Origin of the sequence: uncultured Litoreibacter sp., assembly GCF_947501785.1 — a bacterium.
Classification (GTDB): domain Bacteria; phylum Pseudomonadota; class Alphaproteobacteria; order Rhodobacterales; family Rhodobacteraceae; genus Litoreibacter.
In genome coordinates this window covers 1909441-1927330 of record NZ_CANMXB010000001.1, presented here as the reverse complement: position 1 = coordinate 1927330, position 17890 = coordinate 1909441, and the positions used below count along the sequence as shown (strand labels likewise).

18 protein-coding genes are annotated in these 17890 nt (G+C 57.3%); 8 read left to right on the top strand and 10 right to left on the bottom strand.

From position 1 onward, the window contains the following. Positions 1–100: 100 nt before the first annotated feature. From Q0899_RS09610 to tcuA, 6 genes are all read left to right on the top strand, one after another. Complete coding sequence (locus Q0899_RS09610) at positions 101–1207, top strand: tricarboxylate transporter (RefSeq protein WP_298355590.1); 1107 nt, start codon at positions 101–103, stop codon at positions 1205–1207. 71 nt (positions 1208–1278) lie between these two features. Further along, complete coding sequence (locus Q0899_RS09605; protein ID WP_299192487.1) at positions 1279–3306, top strand: tripartite tricarboxylate transporter permease; 2028 nt, start codon at positions 1279–1281, stop codon at positions 3304–3306. Between the two features lie 10 nt (positions 3307–3316). Further along, positions 3317–4402 (top strand): 4-oxalomesaconate tautomerase, encoded by a 1086-nt coding sequence (locus tag Q0899_RS09600; protein ID WP_299192484.1) that lies wholly within the window; start codon positions 3317–3319, stop codon positions 4400–4402. A 51-nt stretch (positions 4403–4453) separates the two neighbouring features. Further along, on the top strand, positions 4454–4693 hold the full coding sequence (locus Q0899_RS09595; protein ID WP_299192482.1) for a hypothetical protein: 240 nt from the start codon (positions 4454–4456) through the stop codon (positions 4691–4693). After that, entirely contained in the window at positions 4690–5667 is a 978-nt protein-coding gene (locus tag Q0899_RS09590; protein WP_299192480.1) for a D-2-hydroxyacid dehydrogenase family protein, read from the top strand. The genes Q0899_RS09595 and Q0899_RS09590 overlap by 4 nt, the downstream gene beginning before the upstream one ends. Continuing rightward, on the top strand, positions 5664–7130 hold the full coding sequence (tcuA, locus tag Q0899_RS09585) for an FAD-dependent tricarballylate dehydrogenase TcuA (protein ID WP_299192478.1): 1467 nt from the start codon (positions 5664–5666) through the stop codon (positions 7128–7130). Before Q0899_RS09590 ends, tcuA begins: the two co-directional genes overlap by 4 nt. Positions 7131–7453: 323 nt before the next feature. On the opposite strand, the gene Q0899_RS09580 is transcribed toward tcuA, so the two are convergent. The 4 genes from Q0899_RS09580 to Q0899_RS09570 all read right to left on the bottom strand — a co-directional run bounded on the left by Q0899_RS09580 (position 7454) and on the right by Q0899_RS09570 (position 9576). Next, positions 7454–7954: a hypothetical protein gene (locus tag Q0899_RS09580; protein ID WP_298299235.1), complete on the bottom strand. Its 501-nt coding sequence runs from the start codon at positions 7952–7954 to the stop codon at positions 7454–7456. Positions 7955–8266: 312 nt separating this feature from the next. Beyond that, positions 8267–8524: a hypothetical protein gene (locus Q0899_RS09575; protein ID WP_298299238.1), complete on the bottom strand. Its 258-nt coding sequence runs from the start codon at positions 8522–8524 to the stop codon at positions 8267–8269. Positions 8525–8625: 101 nt separating this feature from the next. Continuing rightward, on the bottom strand, positions 8626–9057 hold the full coding sequence (locus Q0899_RS19400) for a DUF6636 domain-containing protein (protein WP_366941535.1): 432 nt from the start codon (positions 9055–9057) through the stop codon (positions 8626–8628). A 51-nt stretch (positions 9058–9108) separates the two neighbouring features. After that, entirely contained in the window at positions 9109–9576 is a 468-nt protein-coding gene (locus Q0899_RS09570; protein ID WP_298299241.1) for a hypothetical protein, read from the bottom strand. 292 nt (positions 9577–9868) lie between these two features. Here Q0899_RS09570 and Q0899_RS09565 point away from each other — a divergent pair, with 292 nt between their 5' ends. Next, positions 9869–10333 carry a hypothetical protein gene (locus tag Q0899_RS09565; RefSeq protein ID WP_299192475.1) on the top strand — a complete coding sequence of 155 codons (465 nt, stop codon included), beginning with the start codon at positions 9869–9871 and terminating at the stop codon, positions 10331–10333. 239 nt (positions 10334–10572) lie between these two features. Here the strand turns inward: Q0899_RS09565 and Q0899_RS09560 are convergent, their stop codons facing one another. Further along, a complete protein-coding gene (locus tag Q0899_RS09560) occupies positions 10573–11025 on the bottom strand; it encodes an Lrp/AsnC family transcriptional regulator (protein WP_299192473.1) in 453 nt (150 codons plus the stop codon). A 91-nt stretch (positions 11026–11116) separates the two neighbouring features. Here Q0899_RS09560 and Q0899_RS09555 point away from each other — a divergent pair, with 91 nt between their 5' ends. Continuing rightward, complete coding sequence (locus Q0899_RS09555; protein WP_299192471.1) at positions 11117–11428, top strand: cupin domain-containing protein; 312 nt, start codon at positions 11117–11119, stop codon at positions 11426–11428. Between the two features lie 435 nt (positions 11429–11863). Here Q0899_RS09555 and Q0899_RS09550 read toward each other — a convergent pair whose 3' ends face one another. The 5 genes from Q0899_RS09550 to Q0899_RS09530 all read right to left on the bottom strand — a co-directional run bounded on the left by Q0899_RS09550 (position 11864) and on the right by Q0899_RS09530 (position 17883). Continuing rightward, positions 11864–12607: a glucose 1-dehydrogenase gene (locus Q0899_RS09550; RefSeq protein WP_299192469.1), complete on the bottom strand. Its 744-nt coding sequence runs from the start codon at positions 12605–12607 to the stop codon at positions 11864–11866. A 41-nt stretch (positions 12608–12648) separates the two neighbouring features. Beyond that, positions 12649–13530: an NAD(P)-dependent oxidoreductase gene (locus Q0899_RS09545; RefSeq protein WP_299192467.1), complete on the bottom strand. Its 882-nt coding sequence runs from the start codon at positions 13528–13530 to the stop codon at positions 12649–12651. Positions 13531–13567: 37 nt separating this feature from the next. Next, entirely contained in the window at positions 13568–13900 is a 333-nt protein-coding gene (locus Q0899_RS09540; protein ID WP_298355615.1) for a cupin domain-containing protein, read from the bottom strand. Between the two features lie 17 nt (positions 13901–13917). Next, on the bottom strand, positions 13918–16239 hold the full coding sequence (locus Q0899_RS09535; protein ID WP_299192464.1) for a DUF4962 domain-containing protein: 2322 nt from the start codon (positions 16237–16239) through the stop codon (positions 13918–13920). Positions 16240–16320: 81 nt separating this feature from the next. Continuing rightward, positions 16321–17883, bottom strand: coding sequence for an extracellular solute-binding protein (locus tag Q0899_RS09530; RefSeq protein ID WP_298355621.1), 1563 nt, complete (start codon positions 17881–17883; stop codon positions 16321–16323). Positions 17884–17890 lie beyond the last annotated feature (7 nt).

The following is a 17890-nucleotide window of genomic DNA, read 5'->3' as shown; positions in this document are numbered from 1 at the left end:
CAGGTCAGTTTGTGAAGATCAACTGCGCGGCGTCCGCGTGGTTTTTACGTATGTATGCCACGTCTCGGGAGGGCGGGGTGACATTTCCAGGGAGGAAAACATGTCTAAATTGAAAACAACGCGTCGCGCGGCGCTTGGCCTTGTTGCCGCAGCGGCTGCGTCTTTTGGCCTGCAAGCGAATGCGGGCGGGCACGGGATTGATCTGGCGGGCAAAACCGTCGAATGGATCATTCCGTTCTCTGAAACCGGCGGCTCCGCCAAATGGGCAAATTTCTACGCGCCGCTTCTGTCTGAGGCGTTGCCTGGCCAGCCAACGGTCGTTGTGAAGTTTATGCCGGGTGCGGGCTCCACCAAGGGTGCCAACTTTTTCCAAGAGCAGTCTTATGACGACGGCACGCTGATCTTCGGGTCCTCGGGCTCTACCCAATTCCCATTCCTGCTGGGCGACCCTCGGGTGAAATACAACTACGCCGACTGGAATGTTGTGCTGGCGTCCGGCACCGGTGGCGTGGCCTACCTGCCGCCTGAGATGGCGGCCAAGATGGACGGCTTAGATGCGTCCGGTCTGCAAGGCGAAGACTTCATCTACGGCAACCAGGGTGCGACGCGTCTGGATCTTGTACCGACCCTGGCGTGGGAAATGCTGGGCCTGAACGTCGAAAGTGTCATGGGCATCAAAGGCCGCGGTGATGGTCGTTTGATGTTCGAGCGCGGCGAGGCGAATATCGACTACCAAACGTCGTCCTCATACCTGAAGGGCGTAACGCCTCTGGTCGAAGCAGGCACTGCCGTGCCGATGATGACTTGGGGCTCGCTGGATGAAGCGGGCGACATCGTCCGTGACCCCACATTCCCCGACATCCCGACCTTCAAGGAGGTATGCGATGCGACCGAAGGGTGTGAAACCTCGGGCGAAAAATGGGACGCTTGGAAGGCCTTCTTTGTCGCAGGCTTCCCTGCGCAGAAAATGGTGTTCCTGCCAAACGGGGCGTCGAACGATGCCATCGTGACCTACACCAAGGCGTTTGAGGACGTGAAAGCGCGCGCGGACTTCGCTGAGATTTCTGGCGCACGTTTGGGCAAGTACCCGCAGATGACAGGCGATAAGGCGCAAACCGCTTTGGCTAGCGCGACTCAGGTTCCAGAAGAGGCGAAGGCCTTCGTCGTGAACTGGCTGCAGGACAAGTACGGCGTTTCGCTGAAGTAAGCTTTGCTTTTTGAGCGCCCCGTCTGTGACGGGCGGGGCGCTTATACAAGCAAAGCGGGAGACGCGCCGGCATGGATATTATTGCAACCGCGCTGCCAGCACTTGGCGACGCTTGGGCCCTGATCCTGCAACCTGTCGTGCTGGGGTATCTGGTGCTAGGTGTGTTGATGGGGCTTTGCATCGGGGTGTTCCCCGGGCTGGGCGGCATTGCTGGCTTGTCACTGCTGCTTCCCTTCATGTTCGGGATGGACCCGATCCTTGGTCTTGCTTTGATGATCGGCATGGTCGCGGTGGTGCCGACTTCGGACACATTTGCGTCCGTGCTGATGGGCATTCCGGGGTCGTCGGCGTCACAGGCAACTGTGCTAGACGGCTTTCCGATGGCCAAACGTGGGCAAGCGGCCCGTGCGCTATCGGCGGCCTTTGCATCGTCGCTCTTTGGAGGGTTGGTCGGCGCGAGTTTCCTAACACTGTTCATTCTGGTTGCACGGCCAATCGTCCTAGAATTCCGCACACCGGAGCTGTTGATGATCACGCTTTTTGGTCTGTCGATGGTAGGCATCCTTGCGGGACGCGTCGCCATTAAGGGGCTGGTGGCTGCGGGGCTGGGCATGTTGATCGGCACCATCGGGGAGGGTGCCTCCTCGGGCGATCTGCGCATGTCCTCTTACGACTTCCCCTACCTCACCGACGGGTTGAAGCTGGTCATTGTCGGTCTTGGCATCTTCGCTATCCCCGAAATCATCGCGTTGCTCCGCCAAGACCGCGCGATCAGCCAAGAGCCCCAGCTGGGTGGCGGCTGGCTGGACGGGGTCAAGGACTGGTTTGCCAATGTCTGGCTCTCGGTGCGCTGCTCAATTATCGGGGTGGTGGTTGGCGTGATCCCTGGCCTTGGTGGGTCGGTCGTTGACTGGATCGCCTATGGCCACGCGGTGCAGACGACGCCGGACAAGTCCAACTTCGGCAAGGGCGAGGTGCGCGGCGTTATCGGTCCGGAAAGTTCCAACAACGCCAAAGAGGGGGGAGGGCTGGTACCGACGCTGCTGTTCGGTATTCCCGGCTCCGGCTCCATGGCGATTTTCATTGGCGCGATCGCGCTGCTGGGATCTGGGCAGATCGAGGTCGGCCCGGCGATGCTGAAAAACAACCTCGACATCACCTATTCCATCGTCTGGCTTTTGGCGTTGGCCAATGTGGTTGGCACGGTGATCTGCATCGCGGCTTCGGGCGGCATCGCCAAGCTGACCACCATCCGTTTCTCCCTGCTGGCGCCGTTCCTGTTTATGATCATCAGCTTCGCGGCGTTCCAATCTGGGCAAAACCTGATGGATCTGGTGGCACTGTTTGCGATCGGGTTCCTCGGCATCTTGATGCGCCGCTTTGACTGGTCGCGGCCGGCCTTCCTGATCGGGTTTGTGCTGTCCAACCCCGCCGAGACATATGCCAACCAAGCGCTGCAGATCGCCCAATCGAGGTTCCGCAAAGGCGTTGAAGAGGGGCTGGATTACATCTTCTCCCCCATCGTGATTGTGCTGATCGTCATCACCGTAATCTCCGTGGTCTTGGGCTTGCGACAGGCCAAGAACATCATGGCCGAGGGCGACGTGCAGTCCGGCAGCAAGCGCGCGCCGCTAGTGTTTCTGCTCTGTCTGACGGGCTACATTGGCTATGCGTTCTACGACGCGGCCTCGATTCCGTCATTCAGCCGTGACCGGACCTTCCCGATGTTTGTGGCGGGGGGCTGTCTGGTTGGATGTTTGGTGCTACTGATCCGCATGATGCTGAAACCTGAGACAGACACGATCTTTGCTGACCGCGAAAAGAACGGCGAGGATGCGGAGGCGACGCATGGGCTTTGGCCAACATTGGCGTGGTTTGCAGGGCTGCTGATCTTGACGTCTTTGCTGGGCTTCATTCTCGCTTTGGGGCTGTTTCTCTTTGCTTTCCTGAAAACCCGCGCGGCGCTCGGCAACCTTGCCGCCGCGATCTACACCGCCTGCGGCATCGTCTTCATGTGCGTTATGGCGGGCCTGCTAAATCGCGATTTCCCGCCCGGGCTGCTGCAGGAATACGCAGACCTGCCATGGCCGTTGGGCTGAGGAGAGGCCGATGTCTCAAACCGCAATTCCATATCTCTTCATGCGCGGCGGCACCTCGCGGGGCCCGTATCTGAACCGTGCGGACTTGCCCGGGGACCTTGACACCCTTGCGGAGGTGCTGCTGACGATCATTGGCTCCGGACACCCGCTCAATATCGACGGCATAGGCGGCGGGGCGGCGGTGACCACCAAGGTCGCGATGCTGTCCAAATCCGAAGACCCATGGGCCGACATTGACTATTTCTTCGCGCAGGTCAGCGTGGAGGACCGCTTGGTCGATTTCAAACCCACCTGTGGCAATATCCTATCGGGTGTCGGACCCGCAGCCATCGAAATGGGGCTCATCGAGGCCCAGGATGGCGAAACACCGGTCAACATCCGCGCGGTCAACACTGGGGCCAAGGTGGCCGCAATTGTGCAGACGCCGGGCGGGGTGGTCAGCTATGCAGGCGAGGCGGCGATAGATGGCGTGCCCGGCACCTCCGCGCCGGTGGCATTGCAATTCATGGAAACGGTGGGCGGTGTCACGGGGGCGTTTCTTCCAACAGGCAATCTGGTCGATGTGATCGACGGGATCGAGGTCACCTGCATGGATGTCGCGATGCCGATGGTGATTGCTACGGCGGCAAGCTTCGGGCTGACGGGCTATGAGACGGCGGCGGAGCTGGACGACAACCGCGATTTTTTCGCGCGAATGGAGGCTGTCCGGCTTAAGGCCGGAGTGATGATGGGGATTGGGGACGTGTCCAAATCCGTCACGCCCAAATTCGGACTGGTTGCCCCTCCGACGCTGGGCGGTACTGTGGCGGTGCGGTATTTCATGCCGTGGAAATGCCACCCTACGATGGCCGTCACCGGGGCGCAATGTTTGGCCTCCTGCGTTCTAACGCCTGGCACAGTGGCGGATGTGGCGATCCCGAACGAGACGCCCGCGCATCTGGTGCTGGAACATGCATCGGGGACCATCGATGTGGTTGTTGACTTCGCTAACACGACGTCGGGGTTTGAGGTGCGCTCCGCTGGGCTGGTGCGCACGGCACGGAAAATTGCGGCAGGGGAGGTCTTCGTTCCCGCCGACGTATGGCATGGAAATTGACTTCATGGGAAAATGGTATACTACGGTATACAATTGAGTGAGGAGATGCCAATGACCGATAGTTTTGAAGACCGCATGGTTGCTGCGCGGGCCGAGCTGACGATGGCGCAGCGGTTGATACAGCGTGAAATCACCAGCTACCCCGCGCCGATTGCCGGCTGTGACGTCCAGTTCAACAGCTTGCTGGCCGAGCGGCAGAGGATCTCCGGCGCGCTGCGCTCGCTTGAAGAGGCAGTGTTCGTCCCGACGCCCCGCACGCCGGTGCCGACCGCCGGGATCGAGAGTAGATGAAAGTCCATATTCTGGATGATTGGTTCGACACCCTGCGCGGGCTGCCATGCTTTGAGAAGCTGGCGGCCCATGAGGTCACCGTCTGGACGGACCATGAACCGGATCCGGCCTTATTAGCCAAACGGGTAGTAAATGCCGAGGCGCTGGTTCTGTTCCGTGAACGGACGAAGATAGGGGTTGATCTGCTCTCCCAATTGCCCAATCTGAAAATGATCTCCCAACGCAGCGTATACCCGCATATTGATGTTGCGGCGTGCTCAGATCACGGGGTGCTTCTGTGCTCGAACATGCATTCCGATACGCCATCCTATGCCGCCGCCGAACACACCTTGGCGCTGATCTTCGCGAGCTATCGTCAAATCCCTGAACAGGTTGCATCCATCCGCAATGGGGATTGGCAGGCGGGCGTAGGTCGTACTTTGCGCGGCAGGACGTTAGGGCTGTACGGCTATGGCCGGATTGCCAAGGCGGTTGCGGCATATGCCAAGGCGATAGGGATGCAGGTGCAATGGTGGTCGTCGGACGAGGGCAGGGCACGGGCCGAGGCCGATGGCGAAACCGTTGCCCCCTCTCGTCAGGCGTTCTTTGAAACGTCAGATATTGTCAGTGTGCATGTGCGTTTGAAACCCGCGACGCGTGGCTGCATCACCGCGGATGATTTGGCCGCCATGCCGTCCCGCGCTTTGTTTGTGAACACGTCGCGGTCGGGGCTGGTCGTGGAAGGCGCGCTGGAGGCGGAGATCGCACGGAACCGGATTTTCGCGGCTGTCGATGTGTTCGAGCAAGAACCTCTGACGGACACATCGCACCCGCTGTTGACCCACCCGAATGTCCTGCCCACGCCACATATCGGCTACGTCACTGAAGACGAGTTCGACCTGCAATTCTCCGACATCTTCGATCAGGTTAACGCGTTTGCCGAAGGCGCGCCGATACACATGATCAACCCGGACATAAGAAAGAAACCAACATGAAGCGCGTCATAATTGCCGGATCAGGCAACGCGGCTTTGAGCGCGGGGATCGCCGCGCTGGAGCAGGGGGCGTCCGTCTTGATGCTTGAGAAAGCCGACGAGGCGATGTCGGGCGGCAACACTAAGTATACTGCAGGAGCCATGCGCTTTGCCTACAATTCTGGTGACGAGCTGATGCCGCTGCTGAAAGACCCGGATGACCCGAGGCTGCCTCAGACCGACTTTGGCAGTTACACCCAAGAGAAATTCGGCGCCGATCTGCTGGGCTTCAACGACGGTCGTCCACTGAGCGAGGAGCAGGAGACGCTCGTCTCGGAAAGCTATGACACAGTGAAGTGGCTGGCGTCGCATGATGTGAAATTTCAACCGATCTATTCCCGCCAGAGTTTCGAAAAAGACGGCCGCCATGTGTTTTGGGGTGGGCTGACGCTGGCCTCGGACGATGAGGGCGTTGGGCTGTTCGACCAAGAGCTTGCGGCATTCAACCGGCTGGGTGGAGAGATCAGATATAGATGCGCGGTGACCGGGCTACTTCACCAAAACGGCACCGTGAAGGGTGTAAAGACCAGCCTTGGTGAGACGCTAGAAACTGACGCCGTGATCCTCGCCTGTGGCGGTTTCGAGGCCAGCGACAGTCTCCGTAAGAAGCATATCGGACCTAATTGGGACAAGGCCAAGGTGCGTGGCACGCCGCATAACACCGGCGACGGGCTGGTCATGGCTCAGGCTCTGGGCGCGCAGGAATACGGTCTTTTTTCTGGATGTCACGCGACGCCGATGGACCTGCATATGAAGGATTTCGGAAATCTGGATTTGCCCGCCGGTGAACGCAAGAAGTACCGCAAAATCTGCTACTTCCTCGGAGTGATGGTGAACGCCAAGGGTGAGCGGTTTGTGGATGAGGGTATCAACTTCCGAAATTACACCTACGCGCAGTTCGGGGCGGCGATCATGGACCAGCCGGAGCACTTCGCGTGGCAGATATTCGACGCGAAGGTTTTTGATTTGCTCTATGACGAATATACGTTCCAAGACGCTCACTTCGTGGAGGCGGATACGTTGCCCGCGTTGATCGCCAAGCTTGAGGGGGTGGACCAAGAGGCTGCGGCGCAAACGCTGGACGAATTTAACAAAGCTGTTCGATCTGACATCCCATTTGATCCGACTGTTTTGGACGGGAAAGGCACGGATGGTCTTGCCCTTGCAAAAAGCAATTGGGCGCAAAAGCTGGATAGCCCTCCCTTCCGTGCTTACCCAGTGACAGGAGGAATTACGTTCACCTATGGGGGGTTGAAGGTCGGCGGGGATGGCGCAGTAATGTCGAGCGGGGGCATCCCAATCCCCGGGCTATTTGCGTGTGGTGAGCTTGTCGGCGGCGTCTTCTACAACGGCTATCCCGGCGGCTCAGGGCTGACGTCAGGCGCCGTGTTTGGTCGCCGTGCGGGAATTGGTGCAGCGAAGTAAACTGTGGGAGCTGCGATCGTGGCTTTTACTAAGAGGCCAAGATAGCGCAAAGAGCCGTTCGATTGAGAATGCCAATGACTTGACTTTGCGGTTGAGGCGGATGTCAGCAACGCGTGCGATAATCGCAGCATCTACTTGGTCTGGCGGACGGCAGCATTGGGTCGTTGCGCCACAAAGGCCTGAGAATCCCGATCTTCTCGCTGAGAAACGCACGAATGTTGTTTGTAGCCCAAAGTGTCTGATGCTTGCGCTACAAATGATTGTACGCTTTTGAGACGGATCAGAGGGCAATCGCCGTAGTTGGCTGGTGAGACTTGCGCAATTCACTCCCCGGGAAGTGTGCGCCGAAATTCCTCGGCAAACCTGTCTGCCGGAACTCTCGAAAGCCAATATTGGATATCTCCGATTGGATCCGGCAGGAAAACTGTAAATGACAAGTTGGTGCCGGAGCAACTGTAGTTGATGTCAGGCGCGAACCATGGCGGCGGGCCGTCTATGAGAGGCACATCTGCGGTCCGCGTGCCATCGGTCCCCGTTGCCTCAACATGAAGGTTTCCGGAGGATGGATCGGTGCAAAACAACATTTGGGAGCCCTCAGTCCAAATCCGACCTGTGTGAGTTGCAACTGACAAGTCCAATTCGACCAGGTGGCTCGTGTCGTCGATGATGCTTTCGTAGGCAACACTCTGATGCAGCGGCAGAGTGCTGTACCAACCATCAGCTTGGATCGTGATCCCGAGAGAGGCCGGCAAGGTTGGCACTGGTACATTCTCGGCAACACTGCTTGGCATGGAGGCTATTAGGTCCTGCATCCGGTCGAGCATCGAGTTTGTCCCGATCCAGTTGCCAATAAGGCAGTTATCCGGCGCAGGTGTCGTCCCAGGGCAAGTGCCTTGCGCCTGGACCTGGGCAGACGCCGAGACTAGTGCGAAAGACAACGTTGCAATGCAGTTTCCAAATCGGGGCATTTTGGTTCTCCAGTTTCATCGCGGCCACCTCCGGTACCTTCGCAATCAACAGAGCCGGTTCTGGCCGCATGGTCGCTATTGATCCGGAAAGATGTCTGTATTTTCACTAAATATGACGCTAATCCCAGATGCATGAAGGAAGCAACTTCCCTCGGCTCTAGCTTGCTTTTAGCACGTCTCGAATGCAACTTGCTTGGCTAAGCCGTCGTTTTGCGCGCCCAAGGCAAAGTCATAGGATCCGTCACGATTGATAGCAACGGCTTTGCTGTCACCCCGCTCCAGATAGTTTTTCGCCAGCACGCGTTGACCGTTGACTGCATTGGCTGTGGCCCTGAATTCGTCGGGAAGTCGCATATGGGAGAGATCTTGCGCAGCCAATGCGCCAGCAGAAAGTAGGAAAAATGTACAACTGGAAGAACGGATCATTATTTGGGGTCCTCTGAAGTTCAGTGAACTCGTGGAGGGCCAAGATGGTCATCGGTGTACTGTCCAAGCATTTCGTACCGATATTCGGAGCATTTCTTCACCTAGAACACGGATTGCGATCTGCGCGACAAACTGAAGCCGTGACCATCAAGGTTCATGCAGCTCAGTTTGCTGCGCGTTGCTGTGCATGTGACCCCGCCCAACTCTGTCGGCTTGTTCTTTTCGAATTTGGATGTTCCTCTCCAACCATCGTTGGTCGGCTTTTCCATACAAGTCATTTCAACCGATCCGCGATCAGAGATAAAGTAACCGTGGCCCCACGTGGCGCTGCAATCGTCGGGTTTGGGCAGCGCCGGTGGGCCCGATATGCGAAACAAGACACACCACATTTCGGTCTTCCCGGGCTGATCACCCAATGTACAATGGATGTTGTTCGATCGTGTGTGAATGGACCAGATTTCCGCGGATGCCTGTGAACTGATTGCTATGGTCACGCCCACAAAAGAGAGTAAACATCGCGTTGTCCATTTCATCCTAAGTTCCTCCAGTTTTCGATCACGCGTCTCGGATCGTCGTCTTCCAGGTCATTTTTCTACCGCTTCCACATAGCCGGCTTTTTGATTTATTGTGAGAACCAAAGCACCGTCCTCACTGTCACGGTTCCAAAAGTGATACTGAGTTGAGATTGACAGTTTCAGACCATCAATTGGATCGTAATCCACCTCGGCGTTTCTCAACTTTACCTGCCCGAAATACGGCGACTCCGTTTTTGAACTATAGACCACTGAGCAGGCCTGGTAGTACCCGGCGCCTTGCAAGTCGCTTAGGCGAGGGTGCCAAACTACGACGACGACGTTGCTGGCCAGGTTTGCATCCACGTGAAGGTCTGCAACCCGGATTGCCCCATTTGCAAACTTCTCATAGGCACTGTCGTCCACATTTTGAAGGATATGACTGACCAGGCTGCCTTCACATTCCCCTACGATGGCCGCGAGGGTCGGCTGTGCGCAAAGCGCAATCGTTGATGCTGAGATAAGAGCTCTAAGCCGCATCGCAGATTTCCTCCTTTTGTAAACACCTAGCATAGATCGGTGATGGGTGCTTAGGGATTCGAAAGAAAATGGATATGCCTTTCGCACAGACGTAGCCGTGCATTGCCGTGCTCATCGAGATATTTGGGTTCAATGACATGGAAACCCGCACCTATCTCAATGCCGGGTTCGAAGCCGTAGCTTAAGGCCATCCCCGACCGAATGAATGGCCCCATACCCTAGAGTTTTGACACGAACGGGGCTTGGCGCTTACCTTAATTTGGTCTTACCCCTTTGAACTTTGAGGCTTCGGATGCGCCCGCTTTCAGTAGCTATAGCAGTCTATGCCGCCATCACTTCGGCGCACCATGCTTATGGGAAGGACCCTGCGACAAATCCCGGTCGCGCTGTTCTGACACTCGGCATTGAAATCATTGAGGTAGCTGGTGAGTGCCGCTATTCCGGCTTTGGACTATACGACACCGAAGGTGCCTATGTTTCCTTTCTTTCGATCAATCTTGTTCGCAATGAGGATGGGAACATTACAGATATACGCGGAAGTCGAGTATCCGTTGGCGGTGAAGATTGGCATATCTTTCCAAATGGGCCGGTTTTTCAGGAGGAGCTAGGCTATTCCTTCGAGGCGCAAATTCGCGACAGTTCATTGATCCTTGGCGAACCAATACCAGCGCATGTCGTCGTCACTTGTTCTCGGAGCTACGACATACCGGAGGAGCAGCCCTCCGATGGGCCTGACTGGCCGGAGACGCAGAACTGAACTGCACTCAAAATTGCGGGCAGCGGTTTTGTCTTGCGGTGTGTGAAATCGGCTGTCTGCCGATTTCGCGCCCGCAGCGAACGGCAGATTCGAAGGGCCGCACCGCAGCATCTTGGCCTATTGGTAAAGGGCAGGTAAGGGCCGTGCCCATCCGGGCGGTGCCGCTGATCCGGGGGATACGCTGCGACCGATCTATTGGCGGAGATGAGCCCACAAACTGCCGAAATTCTACCTTGCAGCTAAGGTCTGCTATTAGACACTTTCAATACAACGCTCGATTTTGAGTTGGCTATGAGATCGTTCGCCCCGACCTTGTCATTTAGAGCCGTTAACGCCGCTACGTTTGGTACTGTGCACCTGACTAGGGCATCCAACTCGCCAGACAGGGAAATCACCTCCAGCACACCTTCAAGAGATGCCATCCAGTTCAGAGCCGGATCACAGGGCCGGGCGGAAATTTTTACGAAAAGAACAGCTCGAATCATGTCATCGCGTGCTTCCGCCACCTGAACGCGATATCCACTGATTACGCCACTGGCCTCCAGCTTCGACAGCCGATCTTGAACAGCCGTTCGAGACAAACCTATCCGACGCCCTATCTCAGCAACGCTCGTTCTAGCGTTGCCTTCGAGAACCGCCAGTATTCGTCTATCCGTGTGATCCAATTCAGATTTCCTCGAAACGCAAGCCATTCACGTCGGTCCGCAAGTGTCCAACAAATCTCTCGAACTCTATTGTCCTAATAGTCAATCGACTGATCAAAAGACAGATGGAGACTGTACAATGCAGAAGATTACCGCAAAGGAGTTTACGGGGAAAAGCGCATGGGACGCCTTGGACATTGAGCGGATCAATGATGCTACCGTGCGGCTCCACTGGACTGATGCACCCTACAAGTGGCACGTGAACGACGGCCCCGAGGTGTTTGTTGTCCTTGATGGTGAAGTTGAAATGCACGTTCGCCAAGATGGCAGAGAAGAAGTTTTGCGTTTGCTTCCGGGTGACATTTTTCATGCTGAAGACGGCGACGAGCATGTCGCTCATCCTGAAGGGCCGGTTCGCGCACTAGTCATCGAAAAGGCTGGAAGCGTCTGAAGCGGCAGTTCATGTTTGTTGGGGCGAAGACCGCTTGGTCCGCAAAGCAGACCTTAAGACGCCAAGAACTACATCTGAACCCAACAGAAAACGACTTGCGCCGGCTTCAAACCCAAATTGCGAGATGCTGTATCTGTCGCTGATTGGATCCCAATGGGGGGTTGCAAGTGCAATTCAGGTCGACCGGGTTGGTGCGGCCCACAAGTGTAGCCGAGGGTCCGACCTGTTCCGGTTGTATTGCGGGCGCGTAGGGACGACGTCCCCTAGCCCTTCCTCATCCGGGCGTATTGCGGACGTTCGCAGCGGATGCGCAATACGCACCTGGTTGCGGCATAGTCGGACGGTCTCACCCAAGGACTGTGGGAGTTGGGAATAGCGTCAGATCCTGTCTGACGCCAATACTTCGTGAAAATTTTCAAAACCTCTGATCGGCTCCTATGAAAACAGCATCCCGCCATTGATGTCGATATTTGTGCCGGTCATGAATGCACTGTCGTCGCAGGCGAGAAAGAGGGCGAGGTTGGCGGCATCATCCACGTGGCCCTGCCGCTTTAGGGGGGCGTTGGCCTCGAACCCCCGGCGGCCGGCATCCGGGGTGTGGATGTTGTGGAAATCAGTGTCAATCATGCCTGGGCAAAGCGCATTGACGCGTATGTCCGGCCCAAGTTCCTTCGCAAGCCCGCGCGTCATCGTCATGACCGCGCCTTTCGACGTGGCGTAGGGCACAGCGCCAGGCCCGCCGCCGTCGCGCCCAGCCTGAGACGCGATGTTGACGATGGCGCCGCTGGTCATGTGGGCCAGACAGGCCTTGGTCATCATGAAGGTCGACGTCAGGTTCAAGGTCATGACTTGGTTCCAATGCGCCAGATCCATCTCGGCGATTGTCTTTCGCGCAACCAGCCCCCCGGCGTTGTTCACCAGCACATCGACGCCGCCATATGCCTGAGTTGCCGCCTCAACGAGCGCATCGACCCCCTCTTGCGTGTTCAAATCCGCTTGAATTGCGAGGGCATTTCCACCGGCGCCTTTGATTTCGGCCACGACCGCGTCGGCGCCCGTTGAGCTTTCAAAATAGCTGATGGCGACCGAGGCCCCTTCGCGGGCAAGCGTCTTGGCGATCGCCGCGCCTATGTCGCGTCCGCCACCGGTTACAATGGCCGTTTTTCCTGCAAGTTTCATCGTTGTTCCCCGTCCATTCTGTTATTAGAGCGTTTGATGACCTAGCGTTCGAGGGTCATGAAATAGTTGAAGATTTCGGGCACATTCCCATCCCCAAGCCCTGCATTCGCTGCCGCCTGCAGGTTGTTTGACGTGCCCTCTGCAATTATGGCCCGGGTGCCCATGTCCTCGGCCAGCTTCAGGAAATAGGACAAGTCTTTGTTGGCGTTGTTGATCGAAAATCCCAGATCGCTGACCCCGTCCACGGCGTAGTTCTTGCAAAAGGCCATCATCGGGGAATTCGAGGGACCGGCTGACATGATGTCGTAGAGCAAGCCTCGATCGATACCGGTGCGGTCTGCCATGGCGAAGGCTTGGGACATGACGCAGGCGGTCGTCATGCTCATGAAATTGTTGATCAGTTTGGTTGTATGCCCCGCTCCGAGGGTGCCCAGGTAGAAGACATTTTCGCCCTGCTGATCGAGTACGGGCTTGACCTTGTCGAAGGTCGCCTTGTCGCCTGCGGCCATGATATTGAGGAGGCCGTCCCGCGCATGGACTGGCGAGCGACCAAGGGGCGCGTCAATCATCCCGGCACCCTTTGCAGCAAGGTCCGCCCCGATTTTCCGGGTCGAAGCGGGGATGGAGGTGCCGAAATCAATCACCACCGCGCCGTCCTTGATACCCGTCAGGATGCCGTCATCGCCGTAAATCAGGGACTCGACCACGTCAGAAGTCGTCACACAAAGCATCACGATATCGCTGGCCTCGGCCACCTCGCGCGGCGTTCCGACCACTCGGGCATTGCCGCGGTCAATAACATCCGCGACGGCCTTTTGGTTGCGCCCATAGACGACCAGCTCGAACCCCCTGGTCTGCAGGTTTTCAACCATGTTGGCGCCCATAAGGCCAAGCCCGATGAATCCGATGATAGGTTTCGTCATAATATGCCCTCCCTGGAGGTGCTTTCAGACTGCCTGATCAGACAAAATCTTCGCGATGGGGGGTAAAAACGTCGAGCAGCGTGCCGGACTCAAGGCAGGTGGCGCCGTGTTCGATATTGGGTTGTTTGTAAAGCGAGTCTCCCTTGTTCACCACATAGGTCTTGTCGCCCACGGTGAACTCGAACTTGCCGGACATCACGTATGTGATCTGCTCGTGGCGGTGGTGATGCAGGGGCGCGGTTGTTCCGGCTTCGAAATGCACCTCGACCACCATCAGATTGTCGTTGTAAGCACCCATTTTGCGCGACAAACCCTCGGCCACGGGCTCCAACTCGCTGTGTTCGCTGGGAAAGTAGTTCTGAACGCTCATATCTGTCTCCGGGTCTCTCAGGTGTTGGCGAGTTTCTTCATCACGACCTTGAACGTGTTCTCGTCGGGGTCGGTAAAGTAGAGATCAGCGTCATAGCCCTGATCATCCATGAAACTGAAAATCCGTTTGGGCGCATCAAGGCGATAGGGCACCAGCAGGGTCGCAATTCGGTGTCGGGTGTTGGCTGGGTATTGGGCGGTCAAGAAGGTGCTGACGGGCAGGCCTTCGTAGTCGACCGGGTCCACATCGGGAAACTCAGTCTTTTGGGTGATCGTTGGTTTGCCGCTTTCCGACCAGACAACTTGCCCATAAAATCCGGATTGCTGTTGTGTGTTCCGGAAAGATGACTTGCCAAGCTCGTAGGGCTTGTTGGCATGCAGGAGCCATTCAACCGTCACAGGCTCCGTCGCATCGACCTTGTCGACGATCACGAAGTAGGAGTTGCGAACGAAATAGATTTCGCGCTCGGCCAGGGTGACCTCGGGCGAAAGGCTCTGATAGGCCGCCGTCGCGTCGCCGCAGATGTAGACGTGATCTTCGCGCTCCTCGGCGGCCACAATGCGTCCGGTTGCGCCAAGCGCCTTGGCCTTGTCCTTTTCCGCGTACTGGCCTTTGCCGTTGATCAGGATCGCGTTCTTGGACCGCGTCTGACGGCGCCAATTGCGGTGCATGGACGAGTTGAACGCCACGTAGTAGCCCGACTGGATCGCCAGATCTTCTCCATAGGCGGCGAGGCAAAATGCGTTTTGATCCCCATGGCTGTGACTGATCGAGCCATAGGGCGAGGACTTGAAGACAAATTGGATATGGTTGTCGGGGTCCGCCATCGCGTGCTGGACGCCAACCCAACCGACACCCTTGAAGTGACGCAAACCGCCTGGCGGGTCGGTGGCCTCGACGGTTGGCCAGTCGGTGCGGAAGGCAAGTTCATCAAACCGCGTGTCCCACCATCCCCAATTGTAAAAGTCGCCTTCGGTGCCGGGGTTCAGACGGTGGTTTTCATCGCAATACCACTGATAGGCGCCATTGCCGGTCACCCCCCCGAATTGGCGCAGGTTCATCCCGATCTTGATGCAGCTCAGGTCACCCATGGTGCTGTCGTCACCGAATGTGGCGCGCCTGGTGTTGGGGGCCTTTGTGAACAGGGGGAAGTCGGCGGTGTTCTGAAAGAACGGGCGGTCATAGATGTTGAGCCCGGTGTATGATTTCAGCCAATTGGCGGCGTCCAGCAGATAAGAGATGCCCGTCATCCAGTAATGCGGCCCCTCGGCCCATCCGCCCTGCGCGTCGCCCCAAGGCGAGTAGACGGTATATAGGAACTCGATCGAGTAGTTCAGCCACTCTTCGGCCTGGCCTGTCTCATCGTCCTGCAAAAGCGCGATGCAGGCGGGAATGATGCAGGAAGAGACCGAGCGCACCGCGTGGCTGTCATAAGGAAAGAGGTGGATCTTGGCGTTCAGGATCGCGTGCTCGGCGATTTCGCGTGTCCGCTCCATGAGCGCGGCGCGCACCTGCTTGCGTTCCACGTCGCTCAGATCATCGTAGAGCCAGTCATACCCCCACGCCAACGCGTTGCAGACCCTGTAGGCCCATTCATCGGTGTAGGCACGCGAGGTGACGCCTTTCGGGTCCCAACTGGCGGCCTCCATGAGCCACTCCTTCGCGCGCGCGGTCATCTTGGCATCGCCGGTTACCTTACCACCTATTGCAAGATGCCGGATCGCATACCAGACCTCTTGCAGGTCAATGTAGGTCTGCCGCCAGACGGGGGCGGTGCGCTGGTGATTGGGGTAGCCTGCAGGCTCCGTCATCACATCCCGGTCCATCCAGGGCAGTACGGATTTATTGTAAAAATCAGACCATGTGCAGTGGTCCGGGTCTGATGTGACGGTCTTTTTGAAATCGTCCAAACGGCCGGAGGTCATCCAAAGGCGGGGGTGGTCGGTCGCTACATCGGCCAATCGCGTTTTGCGTGGCGGCAACGGCGTTTCCGGCAGATCAGCGCCAAGTGTGAAACTCCGGGTAGAGCTCCAATCGCTGGTTGGCGCGTCGCTTGCGCTGTCCCAGGTGGCGTAGGACCAGTGATACTCACCCGGCGCCAATGCCACATCCGGTGTGAGAAAATTATGCGGAATGTCGTCGAAGACCAGAGTTTTGGCCTTCGGGAATTTTGGATCGCTCGAGACGCGCAGAACGTAGCGCGCGTCGTCGTCGAGCACTGGTATCCAAGTGAAACGGGGCGGATTTTCGACAATTTCCGTTTCGGGGGTTGGGCCATATTGGATGGTCAACCGACCCGCACTGGGTTCATCGAGAGCAAGGGGCGTGTTTGCCGACATTGAAGCAGTCATCCGCAACTAGAAGTGAATTTGGGAAAAGCGGGGGGCGACAGGATGTGCCGCCCCCCACAGCGAGTTACATTAGCCGCCATATTGGCGATCATAGGCGGATTGCATCACGCCCAAGAGTTCATCCCAGCCCATCGAGTCGATCTGGGCGATGTAGGCGTCCCAATCGGCTTCGACGTCGCCGTTGCCAAGGATCCAGCTTTGCTGCCGCTCTAGCATGTAGTCACGGATCGTGCCCCAGGTCTTGTCATAGATCTTCTGCTCGTCGGCATTGAACGCAACGCCCAGAAAATCAGGGATCAGGTAGTCGCCCGTGTCGTAGAGCGCGATGCCTTCAAGAGCGAACTCGTTGGACCACTGGATTTCATAGTTGTAATCTTGGAAGTAGCCCCGTCCCTGAAGCTGAGCACCAACCTGATAAAGCGACCGGTTCACCGGACCCGCATCGAGGAACTCCTGCTTGAAGATCGGCTTGCCGTCGATCATGTCGTAATGCATGCCTTCGACGCCAAAGTTGGCGAGGCGACGACCTTCCTCTGTGAACCAGAAGTCGAAATACTTGATGGTCTCGACTGTGTGCTCGTTGGTGTGGCCAATCGCCCAACCATCCGGCTTCACAAGAATACGACGGTGTTCCTCGATCCGGCGGCCGGAAGGTGAGGCGGGCGGCAAGAACGCCTTGAGCTCAAAGCCGTCGATCTCGGAAGACAGACGATTGTAACCCGAGGTTGAGGCGAACCAATCATGGGTTGACCCCCCAAGATTTTCCGACAGCAGGAAGTCACGCGCGGACGAGCCACGGGTGAAGACTTCGGCATCAATCAGGCCCTCGCCATACCATCGTGCCAGGTTTTTGATGCCCTCGCGATAGCCCTCTCCGACATAGCCATGACCGATCTTGCCGTCTTCGACGAGGAAGTCGTGATAGGTGTCCGAACCATGCGCCCGGCCGTCCCACAAGGTGACCATGCGGATCAGCTCAGGCCACTGGCGGAAGAATAACGGAACTTCGTCCGCCTCGCCATTGCCGTTGGGGTCTTGGGTCTTGAATGCCCGCAATACGGCTTCGTATTCATCCACCGTCTCCGGCATCTCAAGTCCGAGCTTGTTCAGCCAATCGGTGCGGATCCAATAGGCCCGACCATACTTCCCATCCGGAAGATACGGGATGTAATACATCTGGCCATCGGCAGCCTTTACCGCAGCCTCGATATCGGGCCGCGTGGCGTAGTAGGCCGCAATGTTTGGCGCGTGTTCTGCGATCAGATCATTTAGCGGTACAAATGCACCCTCTGGACCAAATTGATTTACGAAGTCTTTGATCCGGCTCGACCCGACGATATCTGGAACGTTCCCGCTCGCGAGCATCAGGTTCAGGGCCTCTGTCCGCCCGGTGTTCTCGGAGTCGGTTGTCATATTTGCGCCAACGGTGACATCCTTGAGGTGAATGTTCGTTAGCTCACGCGATTTCTGTTCAACCGGCCAGTCTTCTTCATAGACCGGGTAGGCGCGGTGGTTCATCTGAATCGACAATTCCAGCGGTTCATCAACGATTTGCAGATGGCCGTCCGCCAGGACGGGTGTCGTCAGTACACTCCCGGCCAGCAAGGTGGCCGCTAGGCTCAGTTTACGCATTTGATTT

What these genes read in the sequence shown, in the direction of transcription:
- Q0899_RS09610 (WP_298355590.1), top strand. Translation starts at nt 101, where the DNA reads ATGTCTAAATTGAAAACAACGCGTCGCGCGGCGCTTGGCCTTGTTGCC.
- Q0899_RS09605 (WP_299192487.1), top strand. Translation starts at nt 1,279, where the DNA reads ATGGATATTATTGCAACCGCGCTGCCAGCACTTGGCGACGCTTGGGCC.
- Q0899_RS09600 (WP_299192484.1), top strand. Translation starts at nt 3,317, where the DNA reads ATGTCTCAAACCGCAATTCCATATCTCTTCATGCGCGGCGGCACCTCG.
- Q0899_RS09595 (WP_299192482.1), top strand. Translation starts at nt 4,454, where the DNA reads ATGACCGATAGTTTTGAAGACCGCATGGTTGCTGCGCGGGCCGAGCTG.
- Q0899_RS09590 (WP_299192480.1), top strand. Translation starts at nt 4,690, where the DNA reads ATGAAAGTCCATATTCTGGATGATTGGTTCGACACCCTGCGCGGGCTG.
- tcuA (WP_299192478.1), top strand. Translation starts at nt 5,664, where the DNA reads ATGAAGCGCGTCATAATTGCCGGATCAGGCAACGCGGCTTTGAGCGCG.
- Q0899_RS09580 (WP_298299235.1), bottom strand. Translation starts at nt 7,954, where the DNA reads ATGCTCGACCGGATGCAGGACCTAATAGCCTCCATGCCAAGCAGTGTT.
- Q0899_RS09575 (WP_298299238.1), bottom strand. Translation starts at nt 8,524, where the DNA reads ATGATCCGTTCTTCCAGTTGTACATTTTTCCTACTTTCTGCTGGCGCA.
- Q0899_RS19400 (WP_366941535.1), bottom strand. Translation starts at nt 9,057, where the DNA reads ATGAAATGGACAACGCGATGTTTACTCTCTTTTGTGGGCGTGACCATA.
- Q0899_RS09570 (WP_298299241.1), bottom strand. Translation starts at nt 9,576, where the DNA reads ATGCGGCTTAGAGCTCTTATCTCAGCATCAACGATTGCGCTTTGCGCA.
- Q0899_RS09565 (WP_299192475.1), top strand. Translation starts at nt 9,869, where the DNA reads ATGCGCCCGCTTTCAGTAGCTATAGCAGTCTATGCCGCCATCACTTCG.
- Q0899_RS09560 (WP_299192473.1), bottom strand. Translation starts at nt 11,025, where the DNA reads ATGGCTTGCGTTTCGAGGAAATCTGAATTGGATCACACGGATAGACGA.
- Q0899_RS09555 (WP_299192471.1), top strand. Translation starts at nt 11,117, where the DNA reads ATGCAGAAGATTACCGCAAAGGAGTTTACGGGGAAAAGCGCATGGGAC.
- Q0899_RS09550 (WP_299192469.1), bottom strand. Translation starts at nt 12,607, where the DNA reads ATGAAACTTGCAGGAAAAACGGCCATTGTAACCGGTGGCGGACGCGAC.
- Q0899_RS09545 (WP_299192467.1), bottom strand. Translation starts at nt 13,530, where the DNA reads ATGACGAAACCTATCATCGGATTCATCGGGCTTGGCCTTATGGGCGCC.
- Q0899_RS09540 (WP_298355615.1), bottom strand. Translation starts at nt 13,900, where the DNA reads ATGAGCGTTCAGAACTACTTTCCCAGCGAACACAGCGAGTTGGAGCCC.
- Q0899_RS09535 (WP_299192464.1), bottom strand. Translation starts at nt 16,239, where the DNA reads ATGTCGGCAAACACGCCCCTTGCTCTCGATGAACCCAGTGCGGGTCGG.
- Q0899_RS09530 (WP_298355621.1), bottom strand. Translation starts at nt 17,883, where the DNA reads ATGCGTAAACTGAGCCTAGCGGCCACCTTGCTGGCCGGGAGTGTACTG.